The 18,903-nt window shown below is 72.4% G+C and carries 13 protein-coding genes; 7 read left to right on the top strand and 6 right to left on the bottom strand.

Features of this window, described 5'->3' with window-relative positions; all coding sequences use genetic code 11:
• Positions 1-807 (top strand): ABC transporter permease, encoded by an 807-nt coding sequence (locus MXD59_RS04675; protein WP_248823569.1) that lies wholly within the window; start codon positions 1-3, stop codon positions 805-807.
• Between the two features lie 116 nt (positions 808-923).
• Positions 924-4,154 (top strand): AAA family ATPase, encoded by a 3,231-nt coding sequence (locus MXD59_RS04670; RefSeq protein ID WP_248823568.1) that lies wholly within the window; start codon positions 924-926, stop codon positions 4,152-4,154.
• A gap of 291 nt (positions 4,155-4,445) precedes the next feature.
• On the opposite strand, the gene MXD59_RS04665 is transcribed toward MXD59_RS04670, so the two are convergent.
• Positions 4,446-4,781: a hypothetical protein gene (locus MXD59_RS04665; protein WP_163550547.1), complete on the bottom strand. Its 336-nt coding sequence runs from the start codon at positions 4,779-4,781 to the stop codon at positions 4,446-4,448.
• Positions 4,782-5,077: 296 nt separating this feature from the next.
• Between MXD59_RS04665 and MXD59_RS04660 the strand changes: the two genes are divergently transcribed.
• Positions 5,078-5,503: a hypothetical protein gene (locus MXD59_RS04660; protein WP_248823567.1), complete on the top strand. Its 426-nt coding sequence runs from the start codon at positions 5,078-5,080 to the stop codon at positions 5,501-5,503.
• A 57-nt stretch (positions 5,504-5,560) separates the two neighbouring features.
• Here MXD59_RS04660 and MXD59_RS04655 read toward each other — a convergent pair whose 3' ends face one another.
• Together MXD59_RS04655 and pgi are read right to left on the bottom strand one after the other, a co-directional pair.
• Positions 5,561-5,899: an STAS domain-containing protein gene (locus tag MXD59_RS04655; RefSeq protein WP_163550548.1), complete on the bottom strand. Its 339-nt coding sequence runs from the start codon at positions 5,897-5,899 to the stop codon at positions 5,561-5,563.
• A gap of 188 nt (positions 5,900-6,087) precedes the next feature.
• Positions 6,088-7,752: a glucose-6-phosphate isomerase gene (gene pgi, locus MXD59_RS04650; protein WP_248823566.1), complete on the bottom strand. Its 1,665-nt coding sequence runs from the start codon at positions 7,750-7,752 to the stop codon at positions 6,088-6,090.
• A 318-nt stretch (positions 7,753-8,070) separates the two neighbouring features.
• Here pgi and MXD59_RS04645 point away from each other — a divergent pair, with 318 nt between their 5' ends.
• The 4 genes from MXD59_RS04645 (at position 8,071) to MXD59_RS04630 (ending at position 15,242) form a co-directional block, all read left to right on the top strand.
• A complete protein-coding gene (locus tag MXD59_RS04645; protein WP_248823565.1) occupies positions 8,071-10,758 on the top strand; it encodes a serine/threonine-protein kinase in 2,688 nt (895 codons plus the stop codon).
• Positions 10,759-10,768: 10 nt separating this feature from the next.
• Complete coding sequence (locus MXD59_RS04640; protein WP_248823564.1) at positions 10,769-13,006, top strand: serine/threonine-protein kinase; 2,238 nt, start codon at positions 10,769-10,771, stop codon at positions 13,004-13,006.
• A gap of 179 nt (positions 13,007-13,185) precedes the next feature.
• Entirely contained in the window at positions 13,186-14,742 is a 1,557-nt protein-coding gene (locus MXD59_RS04635) for an FAD-binding oxidoreductase (protein WP_248823661.1), read from the top strand.
• A gap of 344 nt (positions 14,743-15,086) precedes the next feature.
• Positions 15,087-15,242, top strand: a complete 156-nt coding sequence (locus MXD59_RS04630; RefSeq protein WP_175084912.1) for a hypothetical protein — start codon at positions 15,087-15,089, stop codon at positions 15,240-15,242.
• A gap of 11 nt (positions 15,243-15,253) precedes the next feature.
• Here MXD59_RS04630 and MXD59_RS04625 read toward each other — a convergent pair whose 3' ends face one another.
• The 3 genes from MXD59_RS04625 to MXD59_RS26840 are packed head-to-tail and all read right to left on the bottom strand — an operon-like array spanning position 15,254 to position 17,441.
• Positions 15,254-16,246 (bottom strand): NlpC/P60 family protein, encoded by a 993-nt coding sequence (locus MXD59_RS04625; RefSeq protein WP_248823563.1) that lies wholly within the window; start codon positions 16,244-16,246, stop codon positions 15,254-15,256.
• Positions 16,247-16,253: 7 nt separating this feature from the next.
• On the bottom strand, positions 16,254-17,012 hold the full coding sequence (locus MXD59_RS04620; RefSeq protein WP_248823562.1) for a hypothetical protein: 759 nt from the start codon (positions 17,010-17,012) through the stop codon (positions 16,254-16,256).
• A 6-nt stretch (positions 17,013-17,018) separates the two neighbouring features.
• Positions 17,019-17,441, bottom strand: a complete 423-nt coding sequence (locus MXD59_RS26840; RefSeq protein ID WP_248823561.1) for a helix-turn-helix domain-containing protein — start codon at positions 17,439-17,441, stop codon at positions 17,019-17,021.
• Between the last annotated feature and the right edge of the window lie 1,462 nt (positions 17,442-18,903).

The following is an 18,903-nucleotide window of genomic DNA, read 5'->3' as shown; positions in this document are numbered from 1 at the left end:
ATGGACAGGGTCGACGACACGCGGGCACACCTCGAGGAAAGCTCCACAGCCACAGCCAGGACGGCGGGAGGGGCAGCGGGAACGGCCGGGGCCGGGTCGACGGGCGGTGCGGGGATCGGGGTGCAGGCGCGGACCGAGGCGTTCCGGATCGCCAGCGGCCGCTGGCAGCCGATCGCCCTGCTGGCCGCCGTCGTCGTGCAGATACCGCCGATGCTGTGGGCGAGCCAGGACGCGGTGATCGCCTACAACGGGCTGCGCGCCCGCTCGGGGCTGTCCACCGCCTACGTGACGATGGCGCTGGGCATCATCGTCGCCACCCAGGGCTATCGGTATCGCACCGCGGACCTCACGTTCCTGGTCGTCCCGCACCGCCACCGGGTCGTCGTCGCGCAGGCGCTGGTCGTCGGCGCCGTCGGCGTGGCGCTGAGCGCGGTGCTGTTCGCCGGGTGGCTCGCCGTGGGCGTGCTGCGCCACGGGGCGGCCGGGATGCGTCTCGACCAGCCGGGTCGGCTGCTCGTCGCCTACGCGGTGGTGGCGCTGACCGTGGCCGCGGCGGCCGCGCTCGGGGTGGGGCTCGGCACGATCCTGCGCGGGTCGAGTGTCGCCCTGCTCACCCTGATCGGCGCGGGGGCGTTCGAGCTGGCGTTCGACGGCGCGCGTTTCCACGGTCCGGCGACCGCGGTACTCGGGGTGCTGGCCTGGCCGACATCCGAGCTGGAGGGCACCTCGCTGGTCGCCGCGGTCGGCTGGGGCGGGCTGGCCCTGGGCGGTGCGCTGCTGGCGGTGCGACGGGACCTCGCGACATGATCGGCGGCACGCGCCCCAGCAGAGCCCCCGGTGCGATGTGGGACGGATCACCTCTGACGCGTCGAGCCGACGCATCAGCCACCGCGTCGGAGCTGGATCGGCCTACCATCCCGCACATGGTCCCGTGCCCGACCTGTGCGGAGGAGAACCCGGAGCGGGCGCGCTTCTGCTCCGAGTGTGGCAACCCCCTACCCAGCGCCGGCAGCGGCACGCGCAAAACCGTCACCATCATGTTCGTCGACATCGCCCGATCCACCGACATGGGCGAGAAGATCGACTCGGAGCCGCTGCAGCAGGTGATGTGGCAGTTCTTCACCACCGTCCGGGAGGTCATCTACAACCACGGCGGCTCGGTGGAGAAGTTCATCGGGGACGCGGTGTTCGCCGTGTTCGGCATCCCCGTCCTGCACGAGGACGACGCGCTGCGCGCCGTGCGTTCGGCGCTGGACATCCGCTCGGCCATGGAGACGCTCAACGCCGACCTGCAGCAGCGCTGGGGACTGCGGCTGCGGGTGCGGATCGGGATCAACACCGGGGAGGTGACCGTCGCCGGCGGGGGCGTCACCGGCGACGCGGTCAACGTCGCGTCCAGGCTCGAAAGCGCCTCCCCGCCCGACGAGATCCTCATCGGCAACTCGACCTACCGGTTCATCCGGCACAGCGTGACCGTCACCGCCCTCGACCCGCTGGTCGTCCAGGGCAAACGGGAGCCGTTGCAGGTCCACCGGCTGACCGGCCTGGTCGACCCGACCGCCGGCCCCGGCAGCCGCGCCCCGCTGCTCGGCTTCACCGCCCCCGTCATCGGCCGCAACCGGGAACGTCGCCGACTGCAGGACGCCTTCGAGGCGGTGGTGGAGGAACGCACCTGCCATCTGTTCACCGTTTTCGGCTCGGCCGGCATCGGCAAGTCGCGGATGGTCGGCGAGTTCTGCGCGTCGCTGGCGCCGCGGGCCACTGTGCTCACCGGGCGTTGCCTGTCCTACGGCGAGGGCATCGCCTACTGGCCGCTGATGGAGATGGTGCGCCAGGCCACCGGCCTGTCCGCGGACGAAAGCCCACCGGACGGCCGGCGCCGGCTACGTGAGCTGCTCGACGGCGTCGGCCAGGCCGCCGAGATCGTCGAGGCGCTCGCCCCGCTGGTCGGCCTCGGTGGCGCCGAGCTCGGCCCGCAGGAGAGCTTCTGGGCGGCCCGGTCGTTCTTCCAGGCGCTGGCGGCCCGCCGTCCACTGGTGTTGTGGTTCGACGACGTGCACTGGGCCGAGCCGGCCCTGCTCGATCTGATCGAGAACATCGCCGACTGGTCCCGGGACGCCCCGATCATGCTGCTCTGCCTGACCCGCCAGGAGCTGCTCGAGGATCGCCACGGCTGGGGCGGCGGCAAGTTCAACACCACGTCGATGCTGCTCGCGCCGCTGACCGAGGCCCGCTGCCAGCGGCTGATCCGCAGCCTCATGGGTTCGGACGACCTCGACCCGGCGCTGGTCAACCGGATCACCATGTCGGCGGCGGGCAACCCGCTGTTCGTCGAACAGATGGTCGCCGCCCTCGTCGACGACGGGCTGCTGCGCCGTGAGGGCAGCCGTTGGATCGCCACCGGCAGTCTGCGTAACGTCACCGTGCCGCCGACGATCTCCTCTCTGCTCGCCGCCCGCCTCGACCGGCTCGACCCCGCCGAACGCCGGGTGCTGGAGCGGGCCGCGGTCGCCGGTGAACGGTTCTACCTGGACGCCGTCATCGACCTGTCCGACCCCGGTGAACGTCCGATGGTCGCCACGCACTGCCTGAGCCTGGTCCGCAAGGAACTCGTCCACCCCGATCGTTCCGACCTGCCCGGGGTGGAGGCGTACCGGTTCCTGCATGTGCTGCTGCGCGACTGCGCCTACGAGTCGACGTCCAAGCGTCGGCGGGCCGAGCTGCACCAGCAGTTCGCGCAGTGGTTGCAGGCCCGGCTCGTCGGCGGGCCCGGCGAGCATGACGAACTGGTCGGCTACCACCTGGAGCAGGCCTACCGGTTCCGGGTGGAGATCGGCCTGCGCGGGCCGGAGACCACCGAGCTCGGCCGTTCGGCCGCGACCTGCCTGATCGAGGCCGCCGACCGGGTCCGCCAGGGCGATGAGACCAGCGCCGCCCAGCTGCTCAAGCGGGCGATCACCCTGCTGCCCGAGATCGATCCGCTGCGGTTGCGCGCCGAGATCGACATCGGCTGGGCGCTGTTCTCCTTCAGCCGCCACTCCGATGCCGAACGCATCCTGCGGCAGGTCAGCGAGCGGGCCCGCCGGGCCGGTGAGGACGGGCTACGCGCCCACGCCCGGCTCGCCCACCTGCGGGTGCTGTTCGCCACCGACCCCGAGGGCCTGGTCGCCACCACCCTGTCGGAGGCGGCCTCGTCGCTGGCGATGTTCGTCCGTTCCGGTGACGACGTCGGCGCGGCGCTGGCCTGCCGCGGTCAGGCCAGCGCCTACTTCGCCGCCGGTCAGTTCGCCGCCGCCGAGCAGGCGATGGAGAACGCGGTCCGGCACGCCGAGGAGTCCGGGGTGCCGCGGGCCGCGCAGTCGCTGCGCCGCGAACTCGCCCTGCTGGCCAGCCTCGGCCCGCGTCCGGTCGCCGCCAGCCGGGCCCACGCGACCCTCGCCCTCGACGCCGCCGGCGACGACCGTGCCCTGCGCCGGGCCCTGCTCGCCCAGCTCGCCGTGCTCGCCGCGATGGCCGGTGAACTCGAGGACGCCCGCATCCACCTCAAGGCGGCCGAGGAGATCGTCCACGACCTGCGTGGTCCCCGGGTCGACCCGCATCACGGCGGTTTCGTCGCCGCCCGGGTCGCCCTGCTCTCCGACGACCTGACCGTCGCCGAACGCGAACTGCGCCGCAGCTGCCGCGCCCTGTCGCAGCTCGGTGAACGCGCCATGTTCGCCAACCGGGCCGCCGCGCTCGCCGATGTACTCGTCCGCCTCGGCCGGGTGGACGAGGCCGGCAAGTACGTCACGCGTTGCCGGGACGCCGCCGCCGCCGACCAGCTGCCCGCCCAGGCCGGCTGGTGCGGTGTGCACGCCCGCCTGCTGTCGCTGCGCGCCCGGCATGCCGAGGCGCTGCGCTTCGCCGACACCGCCGTCGACCTCGCCGCCCGCACCGATGACCTCGACGGCCAGGCGCACGCGCTGCTGTCCCGGGCCGAGGTGCTCTACCGGGCCGGACGCAAGGATGACGCCGCCGAAAGCCTGGAACAGGGCATCAACCGCTATCTGACCCGCGGCAACGTGGCCGCCGCCAACCTCGGTCGCCGCCTGTTCGACACCCTTGACCAGCCCCCGGTCGTCCCCCCGCCCCCCGACGCCCCCAGCACCGCCTGACCCGCGGCCGGCTTCCCCTTCCCGCACGACCGTCCGCCGTCCATCGTTGTCACACAGCGCGATGGCGGCGTTGTGCCCGATACACCCCGACTCAATGTCGGGGACGTCGATCTTCGTGCTCCTTCTCCTGGGTCGCTGGCGAATTTTCGTTCGCTTCGTCCCGGCAGAGGGAGCCATCGCGAAGGCGGCGCCGCACGTCGAAGAACCAGATTGGGAAATGCGCCGATCCTGGGATCGACGAATACGTCACGCAGCGTCAAAGATGACACGCTGGTAATCGGGCCATCGCATTCAGCGGACGTGATGGTCCGGCGCGCCGCGCAGGCGGGCCTGCTCATGCAGCCAGTGCAGCTCCTGGGCCCACAGGCGTAGCCGGCCGACGGCGCCCAGCAGCAGCGCGAGCGACTCGGCGACCTGGGGACGGCGCAGGCCCTCGACCCCACCGGGGGCCCACTGCCAGTCGGCCTCATCCTCACAGGCGCGCCAGTAGGCCGCACGCCGCAGCGCGATCTCGGCCAGGGCGTAGTCCACCTGTTCGGTGAGCAGTCGGATACGCGCGAGCAGATCCGCATTGGCTACGTGCGGATGGCCGCGGTAAGCGGGCAACGGTACAGGCCGCACAGACATGGTCTCCGAAGCGTACGAGCGAACCGTCGCCGGGAACAGCGGCGGGGATGTCCATAAAGGTGACGCTTTGCTCGGCCGGGTGGTGGCCCTGCCTGACCCGGATAGCCTCGTGAATCCGGCCACGACCGGTGATCGCCACCCTCGGTGCACCACGTCCCCCGAGACTGACACTGACGGCGACAACCCGGCCCGGGTGAGAAACCGTGACGGAGGTGAGTCACTGCCCCGACGGGGAAGGCATACCTCGGCGCTGGCCGCGCCGTCCCGCATCCGTACGTCGGCCTGGGGGTTGCACCGTGAGTCTCACTCCACCCGTTCTGCTGCTCGCCCTCGCATTTCCGCTGGTGGTGATGGCAGCCATGTTGACGATGAGCGGAATCGAGCGCCGGCTGGTCAACCCCCGGCCCGCCGCTGCCCGACCCGGCGAGGCATCGGCGGCCGTGGGATCGTCGCGGTCCGCGGACGGGTCGACGTCCACCGGGGACACGCCGGCGGTCGGCGACGAAAGTCCGGATCGATCCGCCCGGCCGGCGCTCGCGGGGCCCTTTCACCTCGACGCCGCACCGACGACTCCCCTGCGTCGCCCGCGACCGGCCATGGCCGCCCCGGCACTGGCCCTCCCCAGCATGGCCGGCGCCGCGATGACCGGACCGACCGTGACGGCCGCCAGCGCCGCGATGACCGGGCCTACCCCCATGGGATCACCCGCGCTTCCCCGCTGACCCGGCCTCCACGGGCCCCGGCGACCGGCGCTGGCCCCCGGATCCGCGCGAAACCGGCTAGTGGCGGCCGGGTTCGCCGACGCGTAGCCGTCCGTCCAGGCCGGTGTCGTGGAGCAGGGCGCGCATCGCCGGGGTCGCGGAGCTGATGCGCAGCTCCGAATGGACGCGGCGCAGCAGCAGGTCGGCGCGCAGCAGGGCGGCAAGGCCAGGGATGTCGATGGCGTTCAGGCCCGCGACGTCGACGGTCACCGTCCCGCCGCCGCGGCCGAGCAGCTCACCGATCTGCTCGCGGAACCGCAGGCGGCCGGCGGTGTCCAGCTGACCGGCGAGTTCGATGCGGACGTCCTCGCCGAACCGTTGCACGGACATGCTCAGAGCCCCGGCATCGACCCGCATCCTGGCGCCCCCCGTAACCATCACCATGCGTAGCCGAACACCCCCGGCCGTTTACGGAGAGTAACATAACAAGGGCTGGGGGTGCGGTGGCGCCCTGTCGGGACTGGCGGGCCGGCGTGGGTGGATCGCCGGCCCGACCAGGCCCGGGGGGCAGGGAGTCAGGGGTCAGCGGTCGAGGGGCGTGGCGGTCAGTGCTTGCGCAGGCGTCGGATGAGGGTGTTGGTGGAGCTGTCGTGGGACAGGGGGGGTTCGGTGGGGGAGGTCAGCTCGGGCACGATGCGTCCGGCGAGAACCTTGCCGAGTTCGACGCCCCACTGGTCGAAGCTGTTGATACCCCAGATGGTGCCCTGGGTGAAGACCTTGTGCTCGTAGAGGGCGATCAGCTGTCCCAGGGTGAACGGGGTCAGCTCGTCGGCGAGCAGGGTGTTGGTCGGGCGGTTGCCGGGGAAGGTGCGGTGCGGCACCAGCCAGTCCGCGACGCCCTCTGCGGCGACCGCCTCGGCGGACTTGCCGAAGGCGAGGGCCTCGGTCTGAGCGAGGAAGTTGGCCATGAGCAGGGCGTGCTGGTCCGCGCCGTCGGCGGCGCCGACACCGGGATGGGCCGGGGTGACGAAACCGATGAAGTCGGCCGGGACGACGGACGTGCCCTGGTGCAGCAGCTGGTAGTACGCATGCTGACCGTTCGTTCCCGGGGTGCCCCAGACGATCGGTCCGGTCCGGGCGCGCACCGGTCGTCCGGCGAGGGTGACCTGCTTGCCGTTGCTCTCCATGTCGAGTTGCTGCAGGTAGGCGGCGAACCGGTCCAGGTACTGGCTGTAGGGCAGTACGGCGTGCGTGTCGTAGCCGAGGAAATCGCGGTACCACAGGCCGATCAGACCGAGCAGCACCGGCAGGTTCCGCTCGAACGGCGCGGTGCGGAAATGGGCGTCCATCGCGGCGAACCCGTCAAGGAACGACCGGAAACCGGCGGGACCGATCGAGAGCATCAGGGACAGGCCGATCGCCGAACCGACCGAGTAGCGTCCACCCACCCAGTCCCAGAACTCGAACATGTTCGCCGTGTCGATGCCGAACTCGGCGACCTTCTCGGTGTTGGTTGACACCGCAACGAAATGCCGGGAAACCGCGTCGTCGCCGAGCTTTTCGACCAGCCAGGCGCGGGCGGCGCGGGCGTTCGCGATCGTTTCCAGGGTGGTGAACGTCTTGGAGGCGACGATGAACAGCGTCGTCGCCGGGTCGAGATCGGCGGTCGCCTCCCAGATGTCGGTCGGATCGACATTGCTGACGAAACGGCACTGGATCGAACGGTCGGAGTGGTCGCGCAGCGCCCCGAAGGCCATCGCGGGGCCGAGATCCGAACCGCCGATCCCGATGTTGACCACGGTCGTGATCCGCTCGCCGGTCGCGCCACGCCACTGCCCGCCACGGACCCGGTCGGCGAACTCCCCCATCCGGTCGAGCACGTGGTGCACCTGGGGCACCACGTTCACGCCGTCCACCTCGATGTGGGCGTCCCGTGGGGCACGCAGCGCGACGTGCAGCACCGGCCGGTTCTCGGTGATGTTGATGCGCTCGCCGGTGAACATGGCGCTGATCCGCTCGGGCAGGCCCGCGCGGTGCGCCAGTGCGATCAGCAGCTCGAGTGTGCGTTCGGTCAGCAGGTTCTTGGAGTAGTCGAGATAGAGCCCGTCCACCTCCGCCGTGAACGCCTCTCCACGTCCCGGGTTCGCGTCGAACAGCGCCCGCAGCGTCGCATCCGACACCTCGTCGTGATGCTTCGCGAGGGCCGCCCATTCCGTACTCGCCGTGATGTCCGGCTGGCCACCCTGGCCGGTGGGCTCACTTGTCGCCATGACGTGGAACACCCTTCCTCACAGGTTCATCACGTGCCGCCATACCCACCACAGCAGGCCATCTCGACTGTGGCGAGCCGCGCGGTGCGTGGCGGTGCCGACACTCGCCGGCCACCGTCAGCATGCCCATGTCGCCGATCCGACGCGGCGGGGCGTCCCAGGGCACCCGCCGAAATGGGAAGGTCGAGGTCGTAGGATCGCCGTGAAACCGGCGAACGTGTCATTGCAGGCCAGGGCCGCGAGAGCGACGAGGTGCGGCCGGGTCAGGGACGGCGGTGCGGTGGCGTGCCCGACCTCGTTAGCGGATGGATCTGAACCTTGCTGATTGACAGATCACTGGTGGAGGCGGCGCTTCCGGGTTACTCGGTAGAGGGTGACCTCGGCCGAGGGGGCTATGGCCTGGTACTCGCCGGGCAGCACCGGCTCATCGGGCGCAAGGTCGCCATCAAGATCCTGCTGGACACCTCGGACGACCCCGACCTGCGCGCCCGCTTCCTGTCCGAGGCCCGGGTACTGGCCGAACTCGACCATCCGCACATCGTGCGCATCCACGACTACGTCGAGCATGACGGCACCTGCTTACTCGTCATGGAGCTGCTCTCGGGCGGCACGCTCAAGCAGCGGATCGCCGCCGGCCCGCTGTCCCCGGAGACGACCTGCTCGATCGGCATCGCCGCCGCGGCGGCGCTGGCCAACGCGCACGGCCACGGTGTCCTGCACCGGGACGTCAAACCAGACAACATCATGTTCGCCGGGGACGGGCTGCTCAAGGTCACCGACTTCGGGATCGCCAAGATCTTCGATGGTGCGGAGACAACGGCGAGCGCCATCCTGGGCACACCTCGCTACATGGCGCCCGAGCAGATCGTGGGCGCCCGACTGTTCCCGTCGACGGACCTGTACGCGCTCGCCGGGGTGCTCTACGAGATGATCGCCGGCCGGCCGCTGTTCGGCCGGCAGATGGCCGTGCAGCCGCTCACCCATCATCATCTGACCGTCATGCCCGAGCCGCTGACCAGCGTGCCACCGCCGATCTCGGCGGTGATCATGCGGGCGCTGGCGAAGGACCCGAACGTCCGCTTCGGGGACGCGTCCGAGTTCGCCCTCGAACTCGGACGGGCCGGCGCGCGTGCCTTCGGCCCGAACTGGCTGTCGCGCTCCGAGATCAAGGTCCGGGTGGACGACGAGATCCGCGAGGCGGCGCTCGGCGGATCGACGACGCCACGACCGGCCGCTCCCGGTCCGGGACCCAGGCCACGGCCGGGTCCGGGACCGGTGGGTCCGGGGTATCCCGGTGCCGGCCCGACGCCGGGATACCCCGGCGGCCCGGGTGGGCCCGGTGGCGGGTCGGTGGGTCCGGGCGGGCCGTCATCCGGCCGGCCGCCGCAGAACCCGTACACCCCGGCGGCGTCCGGACCAGGCGGGATGGGCGGTCCGGGCCCGGCCGGACCGGGAGTGGGACGCCCCGGCGGCTATCCACCAGCGGGCTTCGGCGGACATCCCGCGGGACCGCCCGGTGCCGAGGACGGCCGGTTCACCCAGGCACCGACGACCCGCGCGGGCGGGCCCGGCCAGGCCAGCGGCTGGGGTGGCTTCCCGCCCGGGAACACCCCACCGCCGCACACCCCACCCTCGCGGACACCACCGCCCCAGCCACTCGGCGGCGGCCCTGGCCCGGGGCCCAACGCGCCTTACCGGCCGCAGGGTCCCGGTCCGGGTCTCGGTGGACGGGCCCCCGTCGGGCCTGGTCCCGGTGGGCAGGGTCCCGGTGGGCAGGGCCCCGGTGGGCAGGGCCCCGGTGGGCACGCTCCCGGGGGGCACGCTCCCGGGGGTGCGCACGGGTCGCACCGGCCGGGGTCCAGAACCGGCGGGCAGCGTTCGAAGACGCCGTGGATCCTCGCGGCGGGAGCGTCCGTCCTGGTGGTCGCCGCCATCATCGGCGTCGTGCTGGCGGTGGCGAACTCCGGGGGCAAGGACGACCCCGTGTCCCCGACCGTTCGTACCGCCTCGGCCTACCGGGGTACGGCGCTGAACGTGCAGGGCCTGAGCCCGTACAGCCTGTACCTCGACCAGGACGGCTCGCTGCTGGTTTCCAGCCTCGCGACCGACCGCATCCAGCGGATCACACCGGCCGGCGCGAGCAGCGACATCGCCGGCACCGGTTCCGGTGGCTACAGCGGCGATGGTGGCCCCGCGACGTCCGCCCAGTTGGACGGCCCGGGTTCGACCATCCGCGACAAGGCCGGCAACCTCTACATCGGGGACGCGAAGAACAACCGCATCCGCCGGATCGACCCGTCCGGCGTGATCACCACTGTCGCCGGGACCGGTACCGCCGGCTACAGCGGGGACGGCGGCCCAGCCACCGCCGCCCAGCTCAACAGCGCCGAGAAGGTCGCCATCGGCCCCGACGGCAGCCTCTACCTCTCCGACTACGAGAACCACCGCATCCGCAAGGTGGACCCGGCCGGCATCATCACGACCTACGTCGGCACCGGCACCGCCGGGTACACCGGCGCCGGTGGACCGGCCACCGCGGCGCGCATCGACGGCCCCAACGACCTCGTCGTGGCGTCCGACGGCACGCTGTACTTCGCCGACCTCGGCAGCAGCACCATCCAGCGGGTCACCCCGAACGGGATCATCACCACGATCGCGGGCACCGGCGAGAAGGGCTACTCGGGTGACGGCGGGCCGGCCACCGCCGCCAAGCTGAACGTGCCGTCGGTGTCGCTCGGAACCGACGGGAAGACGTTCTACCTGGCCGACTACAACAACAACCGGGTCCGTCGGATCGACCCGAACGGGATCATCACCACCATCGCCGGCACCGGTACCAAGGGCCTTTCCGGGGACGGCGGGCCGGCCACCGCCGCCCAGTTCGAGAACCCGAGCTCGGTCGTGGTGGACGGCGAGGGCGGGATCTTCGTCTCCGACAACGGCAACGACCGGGTCCGCCGGATCGACCCGAACGGCACGATCACGACGATCGCCCAGACCGGCTGATCCCGCGACCATGGCCAGACATCAGCTCGACCTGGACCGGATCGCGGCGGGGCTGCCCGGTTACGAACTCGGTGACGAACTCGGCCGGGGCGGTTTCGGTGTCGTCGTCGCCGCCCGCCACCGGTTGATCGACCGTCCGGTGGCGGTGAAGGTGCTGACCACCGCCGACCTCGACCCCGCCGGCGGCAGCGGCGGTCACGGCAGTGGCGGACGTGACCTGCGGGCCCGGTTCCTCGACGAGGCGCGGGTGCTGGCCGGACTGGACCATCCCCACGTGGTGCGGATCTACGACTATGTCGAGACCGACGGCCTGTGCCTGCTGGTGATGGAGCAGCTCACCGGTGGCAGCCTGCGCGGCCGGGCGCTGGCCGGTCCGGGGGCGGCCAGCGCGATCGGCGTCGCGGCCGCGGTCGCGCTGGACGCCGCGCACGGTCGCGGGGTGCTGCACCGCGACATCAAGCCGGACAACCTGCTGTTCACCGCGGACGGCACACCGAAGGTCACCGACTTCGGCATCGCGAAGATCGTCGAGGCGACCGCGGCCACCACGACCGGTCTTGTCGGCACCCCGCGGTACATGGCGCCGGAGCAGATCACCGGCTCGCCGCTGAGCCCCGCCACCGACCTGTACGCCCTCGGCGTGGTGCTCTACGAACTGTTCGCCGGGCGCTCACCGTTCCCGCCGGAACTGCCGGTCGCCGCGTTGCTGCATCACCACCTGTCGGTGCGGCCGCTGCCGATGCCGGAGGCTCCCGGGCCGATCGCCGAGATCATCATCGCGGCGCTGGCCAAGGAGGCGGGGTGGCGTCCGGCGTCCGGGCTCGACTTCGCGGTCCGGCTCGCGGCGGCGACGACCGCGGCCTACGGTCCGGGCTGGCTCTCGGCCAGCGGTGTGCCCGTCCGCCTGCCGGACGAGGTGCTCTCCGCGGCCGGCCACCAGCCCGGCATCAGTTCCGGCCCCGGTGCCGTCCACGGCGGTGGACGTCCTGCCGGTGTGGCTGGCCCGCCGGCCCCGACCGTCCGAGCTGGACGGCGGCGGCGGCCGGCCGGCGGTGGGCAGCCGGCTGGGGGGCGGCGCGTCGCGCTGACGGTGGGGGCGTCGCTGGTGGTCGCGGGCCTCGCCGTCGCTCTGGTGCTGAAGACGGTGGTGCTCGGCGGCGACGACCAGGACAACCGCCAGGCGGCCTACGCCGGCAGGACCGTCCAGTTCCAGGGTCTGGCGGACGCCGCTGGCATCGCGCTGGGTCCCGACGGCGCGCTCTATGTGTCGGATCCCGGTGACGAGGTCGGCCAGGGTCAGATCGTGCGGCTCTCCGCCGCGGGCCAGGCGGGCCTGATCGGCGGTAGCGGGCCGCGGCCGACACCGACCGGGAACGTCCCGTCGCCGTCGCCGACACCGGTGCTGGGGGACGGCGGGCAGTCGCTACGCGCCGAACTACGCGAACCGGCCGGGCTCGCCATCGGCCCGGACGGCGCCGTCTACCTGGCGGAGTCCGACAACGGCCGGGTCCGCCGGATCGCCCGGGATGCCACCATCACCACCGTCGCCGGCACCAGCCGCAGCTCCTCGGACGGTTCGGTCGCCAGTACCGGTGCCGCGCTGCGTGCCTACCTCGACGACCCGACCGGCCTCACCGTGGACGCCAAAGGCGTCATCTACGTCACCGATGGTTATCGGGTTCGGCGGATCGAGGGTGGCCAGATCAGCACGGTCGCCGGCAGCGGGACCGAGTCGGGTTCGGCCGGTGACGGTGGACCGGCCATCAACGCCACCTTCTACCAGCCCAGCGGCCTGGCGATCGCCCCGAACGGCGTGCTCTACATCGCCGACCGGGGCAACGACACCGTGCGCCGGGTCGATCGCTCCGGCACGGTCAGCCTGGTGGCGGGCAGCCCGGGGAAATCGGGCCGGACCGGTGACGGCCGGGCCGCCAGCAGCGCCCTGCTGAACAGCCCGAAGGGCCTGGCGCTCGGCGCCGACGGCTCGCTGTACATCGCCGACTCGGGCAACGACGTGGTCCGCCGGATCGACCCGCACGGCATCATCTCGACGGTGGCCGGCTCCGCGTCCTATTCCAGCGATGACCAGGAGGGCGCACTCGCCACCCAGGTCAGCCTCAGCGGGCCCGCGGGCGTGGTGGTGGATCCGTCCGGTGCGCTCTACGTGGCCTGCGGTGACGGGAGCATCCGACGGGTCAGCACCGACATGTTCCTGACGACCGTCCTGCGTGGGCCACCGGACTCCTGACGGCATACCTTCGCCGCAGATCCCGCATCGGCCCGCCGCCGCAGCGAACGGGTGCGGCCCACGGGACGGCGGGCGGGCGGGCGGGTGCGGCGGGCGGGTCCGGGGGTTGATCGACGGGTGGTCGGTGGGGAGGTCAGGTGCGCGCTCCGGATCGACGGTCGGTGCTGCGGGCCGCGGGCATGGGTGGGCTGGGGCTGGCCGGGCTTGTCGCGGGCGGCGGGGCGCTGGCCGGCTGCCAGGACGGCACGACACCGGCGGCGCCCACCGGGTCACCCGAGCCGGCGGCCTGGGCCGCCCTCGACGCGCGGCTCGACGGCCGGCTGCTGCGCCCGGGCGACCCGGACTACCCGGCGGCGAGCCGGCTGTTCGACCCGGCGTTCGACGACGTTCGCCCGGCGGCCGTCGCCCGCGCTCGGTCAGCCGCGGACGTGCGGGCCTGTGTCGAGTTCGCCCGGCAGCAGGACCTGGCGATCACGGCCCGGGCGGGCGGCCACAGCTACGGCGGATATTCGTCCACCACGGGCCTGGTCGTCGACGTGACGGCGATGGCCACGGTGACCCCCAACGCGGACGGGACCGCCCGGATCGGCGCGGGCGCGCTCCTCGTCGACGTCTACGACCAGCTCGGCCAGGCCGGACGGGCGTTGCCTGCGGGTTCCTGCCCGACGGTGGGTATCGCCGGGCTCGCCCTGGGCGGCGGCATCGGCGTGCTGGGGCGCCGGCATGGCCTGACCTGCGACCGGATGCTGTCCGCCGAGGTGGTCCTCGCGTCCGGGGAGGTCGTGCGCACCGACGCCAGTCATGATCCGGAGCTGTTGTGGGCGCTGCGGGGTGGTGGTGGCGGGAACGTCGGCATCGTCACCTCGTTCGACTTCGCCACCCATGCGGCGACACCGCTGGTGCTGGTCAGCTGCCGCTGGCCGTGGGCTGCGAGCGCCGAGGTGCTGGCCGCCTGGCAGCGTTGGATCTCCGACCCCGGCGGCGCTCCGGACACCTTCTGGTCGACCTGTGTCGTGTCATCGGTGCCCAGCGGCGGTGTCGGTGGGACGCCGGCGCTGCGGCTGAGCGGGGTGTCCTGCGGCCCGGCGGACGAGGCCGGCGTGGCCGCGGTGCGCGCCCAGCTCGACGCGCTGGCCGACGCCGCCGGCCAGCAGCCGATCAGCGTCTCGGTCGTCCCCCGGGAGCACCGCCGGGCGATGCTGATCGAGGCGGGCTGCGCGGGCCTGGAGGTGGCCGCCTGCCATCCGCGCGACCGTGCGCCCGGCGGCACCCTGCCCCGGGTGGCGCAGCGGGCCGCGTCGGCCTTTCTGCGGGAGCCGCTGTCGACCGGCGGCGTCGCCACCATGCTGGCCGCGATCGAACGGCGCCAGCGCACCGCCGGGGCCCGCTCGGGTGCGATCATCCTGGACTCCTGGGGTGGGGAGATCAACCGGGTCGCGCCGGCGGACACCGCCTTCGTGCACCGGTCGACGATCGCCAGCGCCCAGTACGTCGCCGGCTACGACATCAGGGATCCACCGGCGGCGAAGGCGGCCAACGAGGCCTGGCTGCGGGCGACGGTCGCCGCGATGGCACCGCACGTGTCGTCCTCGGCCTACCAGAACTACATCGACCCGGAACTCTCCGACTGGGCGCGGGCCTACTACGGGGACAATCTCGGCCGGTTGCGTCAGGCGAAACGCGTCTATGACCCGGACAACCTCTTCCGTTTCGCCCAGGGGATCACCCCGGCCTGACGGTGACGGACGTACAGGCCGCACCGGGCCGGGAGTCGACGTCGCCGACCCGGGGCGGTTCCCTCATTACACGCCAGCCGGCGGCTGTCCGCCTACTGGCCTCCCATCGCCCGCTTCCCGTCCCTTTCCTGTCGCCGATTTCGCGTCGGGATCACGGCCGGATGTTCATATCGCCCCGATTCGGTCACCCGACCGGGGTGAAGGACACAGAGGCAACGAGCGTGGCGCTGAGTGCACGGCGGTTCCGCTTGCAGCAACTACTCAAGGTGAGTAGATAAATGCTGTCGGTGATAGGCCGACGTCGGTGTCCGGCCGTACCGGCTAGCTGTGCTGCGAGGTCCCGCATGAGCAAAGTTCTGTTCCAGTGGGGAATTGGACTCTTCGTTCTCTTCTTCCTGGTCACTTCCCCCGCCAGTGCCGCGGATCTCGTCCGCAGCATCGTCGCCTTCCTCGGGGGCGTCGGCGCCGGCCTGTCGGATTTCGTGGGCAACTTCGCCTGACCGCGCGGATATCAGCCGAGGTCCTTGGCGAGTGGACGGGTCACCGCGACGGTTCCCGTCCACGAGGAGATGTCGGATTCGACCACTCCCCACCGGGCTCCCTTCGCGGCGATGACCAGCCCATCGCCGATGTACATACCGACGTGACCGGGCGCGTCGGCCGTCCCGTCGGTTCCGGGCGTGAACAGCAGGTCGCCGGGCTGCGGGTCGACTCCGGCGACCTGCGGGCCGTAGGCCAGCTGGTCGGTGGTCACCCGCGGCAGCTGGACACCGATCGTGCGGTAGGCGGCCTGGACGAGCGAGGAGCAGTCCCAGGTGTCCGGCCCGACCGCACCCCACACGTACGGCTTGCCCACCTGGGCGGCCATGAAGGCGAGCACCGGTTCGAGCGAGCCGATCGGCACGGACACGCCGTCCTCGATCGAATCACCGTAGACCTGGGCCTGCGCCAGGATCGTCCGCACATAGTTGCGGGTCTCGGTGTACGGCGGGATACCGGCGTAGGCGAGCACCGCGCCGGCACCGGCGTTGTAGGCGGCGAGCATCTTCTCCTGGCCGTCACCGGGCACCGCCGTGACGCTCGCCGCCACCGCGCAGTCGTAGCGGGCGGCGGCGGGGATCGCATCGGCCGGGTTCCAGACGTCGCCCTGGCCGTGGCTGGCCCAGGTGCCGGGCATGAACTGGGCGATCCCCATCGCACCGACCGGCGAGCGGGCCTGTGGATCGAACCCGGACTCCTGCTGTAGCTGCGCGGCCAGCAGGGCCGGTGTCACCTCGTCACACCCCGCCGCGTTCGCCGCGTCCGTGATCATCTGGAGGTACTCCTCGGGGATGCCCTTGGAGTTCGTGATCGCGGTGTTGCCGTTGTGATGGCCGATGAACGGCCCGGCGAGCGCGAGGATCAGCATCGAGGCCAGCAGGATGATCCCGCCGACGACCATCGCCGCACCGATACCTGCCCAGACCGCCAGCCGGGGGCGGGTCTGCGGGAACCTGCGGGCCATCCGCGGCTCACCGCCCCGGTGCGTCGCCGGCGACGCTCGCGAGATCCGCCCCGGCGACGAGCCACGTGCCGTCCTGCTGACGGAGCAGGGTCACGGCGGGGGTGGAGACAGCGACGACCGCCGGCTGGTCGCCGGTCACGGTCTGCCGGCGGACGTTGAGCTGCAGCACGACCCGGCCGGTCGCCGTGGTGTCGATCCCGCCCAGCGGCGTGGTCGCCAGCACGCTGATCTGCGAATGGACACCGGCGGCGCGCAGGTCCTGCCAGGCCTCGGCGTCGGCGTCCGCCCCGCCGGTGCCGCCGGCGCCGAGGGTGGCCGCGAAGTCGGCGGTGAGGCAGTCGTGGGCCCGGTCGACGCCGGCGCCTGGCCCGCTGTCGGTGCGGGCGTCGAACGACTGCCAGCGGGTGAAACAGTCGGCGGCGACCGCGGCCGGATCGGCCCGGTCGACCGGGCCGCCCGGGACGGCGGGGGCGGCGCCCGCGGTGGCCGTGGCCAGCGGTGGGCCAGGTGCCTGGCTCGCCCCCGGCGGCGGACCGGTGGTCGTCGCCGGCTTCGGCGCGGGGAGACCGCCCGACCCGAACGACCCGCAGCCGCACAGCCCCAGCAGCAGTGCCACCAGCACCAGCAGCACCGCGGGTGTCGACCCGGCGAGTCCTACCGCACGCGGCCGCGCCGACCCGCCCCGCGCGGTGGGGTTGCCCGGCCAGGCTGATCCGGCGGGCGGTGCTGGGCGGCGAGGGTCAGCGCCGCGGGGGATCGTCGACATGCTGGGCTATTCGCGTCCGTCCAGCCAGTCCCGGACCCGACCGCGGCGCACCCGCCACTGGTGGCCGACCTTGCGGGCCGGGATCGCGCGTTCGGACAACAGCTTGAGCACCGTGCTTTCGGACAACCGCAGCCAGGCGACCAGCTCGTCCACGGTGAGGACGTCGTCATCGTCCGACGGCCGCACCGGTGGCGGGGCCGTCGGCAACGCGGACATCGTCGCGGCCGGCGCGGGAGTGGTCACCGCTGAGGCGCCAAGACCGGCCGCCAGGCCGCCACCGCCCGCGCCACCTGCCGCCGAGCGCGACGGCGAACTCCCGGCAGGCGTGCCACGCAGCGGCGGGGCCGTACCAGCCGGCAGCCCGGCGCGGCTGGACGACGGACGCGCCGTCATCGAGTAGCCGTCCTGCGCCACCGATGCTCCCTTCACCGTGCCTGCTCTTCTCACCGTGCTCGCTCTTCACCGAAACCCGCGCGCCACCGGCACCATCTGCGGCATGATCGACACACTTGACTGCATTGCGTGACCGCGATGGCCAAGCCGAGGTGGACCGACCTCGGTGACCGAACGTCGACGGACGAGCCGGCCGCCCATCCGGGCCGTTCGGACCGTTGGGCTTACGACTGTCCGGTTCCGGAAGTTACACCGACCCACATGTCCTGGATAGCCTCAACCTGAGCTTGTCATACTCGAACAGCTCGTGTTACATCGATCCGACCACAGTCCAAGATAAGTAACAGTAAGTAACGGTAACTGGCACTAGCTAACCATGAGAGAGCCGGGAGGGCGACGGCGCGTGAGCGAAGTGCCACAGGCACCGCACGGCGAGGAAGGCGATGCACGACCGGTTTCCCTCATCGGAGCCCGCCTCCCGTCCGCGGCCTCCCGCAACCAGCGGGCATCCGACCCCGATGACCCATACGGGATGGATGTCACAGTCGGTGTCGATGACGCCGATCTGCTTCCCCACGCACGTACCGGCCGCCGGCGCCATCGACGGCGGACCGAGCCTGACCCGGCCCAGCCAGCCGACGAGGCATGGCAAAACGAGGCATTCCACCTCGATGATGCGACATCGGCCGATGACCCGGGTGCGGACAGCGCAACCGAAACGGACATCACGTCCGACCGCGCAGCGACACCAGGAGTAACGGAGGGTGGTCGCTCCCGGAGTGGCCGGGGGCGGCGGGCCGGGCGCCCCTCCGCGGTCGCCCCCCGCGCCCAGCCGGATGCCGACCGCCCTCCCCGACCCTCCGGCACCGATGCGTCCGCACGCTCCGGGCAGGACAGATCGACCTCGGGCACCGGCACTGGCAGCACCCCGCGACGCAGCCGTCCACCGCGCGCGTCGGCCCCGCCCCGCTCCGCCCCCATCCCGCCGGCCGGTCCCCAGCCGACCGCCCCCTCGCTGGTCGATCCGCCGCCGGCCGTCCCCTCGCTGCTCGATCCGCCGCCGGCCGTCCCCTCGCTGCTCGATCCGCCGCTGATCGGCCCACCCCTGGCGGGTCCACCCCTGGTCGGTCCACCGCCGGTTGACGCCGATCTGCCGCCGGCTGTCCACCCGACGAGCGGATCGCTGCCCGTCGAACAGCCGGCCCGTCCGGCCCCACCGGCACCACCACCCACGGTGACACCACCGACCGTCACCCCCGTCGTGGGTCCACCGCCCGCCAGCGCGCAGCCGCCTGGTTACGCCCCGCCCGTCCGACCGCGGCCTGTCGACGCCGAACCACCCGCGCCCATGGGGCCGACCGAGGCAGAGGCTGGCCTCACCGCGGACACCGCTGTGGAGCCGGCGAGCACCGTGGCGCCCGAGGCCGCTGGCCCGATGGGTGCCGCGAGCTCCGTCGGGCCCGCACACGGCGTGATTCCCGAGACCACGAACCACGGT

It is taken from the genome of Frankia umida, from assembly GCF_023242945.1.
GTDB lineage: Bacteria > Actinomycetota > Actinomycetes > Frankiales > Frankiaceae > Frankia > Frankia umida.
This window is presented reverse-complemented; position numbering and strand designations above follow the sequence as displayed.

Coding starts and splice junctions, on each gene's coding strand:
- MXD59_RS04625 (WP_248823563.1), bottom strand. CDS start 16,246: ATGGCCCGCAGGTTCCCGCAGACCCGCCCCCGGCTGGCGGTCTGGGCA.
- MXD59_RS04670 (WP_248823568.1), top strand. CDS start 924: ATGGTCCCGTGCCCGACCTGTGCGGAGGAGAACCCGGAGCGGGCGCGC.
- MXD59_RS04655 (WP_163550548.1), bottom strand. CDS start 5,899: ATGCGGGTCGATGCCGGGGCTCTGAGCATGTCCGTGCAACGGTTCGGC.
- MXD59_RS04665 (WP_163550547.1), bottom strand. CDS start 4,781: ATGTCTGTGCGGCCTGTACCGTTGCCCGCTTACCGCGGCCATCCGCAC.
- MXD59_RS04640 (WP_248823564.1), top strand. CDS start 10,769: ATGGCCAGACATCAGCTCGACCTGGACCGGATCGCGGCGGGGCTGCCC.
- MXD59_RS04635 (WP_248823661.1), top strand. CDS start 13,186: ATGGGTGGGCTGGGGCTGGCCGGGCTTGTCGCGGGCGGCGGGGCGCTG.
- MXD59_RS04620 (WP_248823562.1), bottom strand. CDS start 17,012: ATGTCGACGATCCCCCGCGGCGCTGACCCTCGCCGCCCAGCACCGCCC.
- pgi (WP_248823566.1), bottom strand. CDS start 7,752: ATGGCGACAAGTGAGCCCACCGGCCAGGGTGGCCAGCCGGACATCACG.
- MXD59_RS04675 (WP_248823569.1), top strand. CDS start 1: ATGGACAGGGTCGACGACACGCGGGCACACCTCGAGGAAAGCTCCACA.
- MXD59_RS04630 (WP_175084912.1), top strand. CDS start 15,087: ATGAGCAAAGTTCTGTTCCAGTGGGGAATTGGACTCTTCGTTCTCTTC.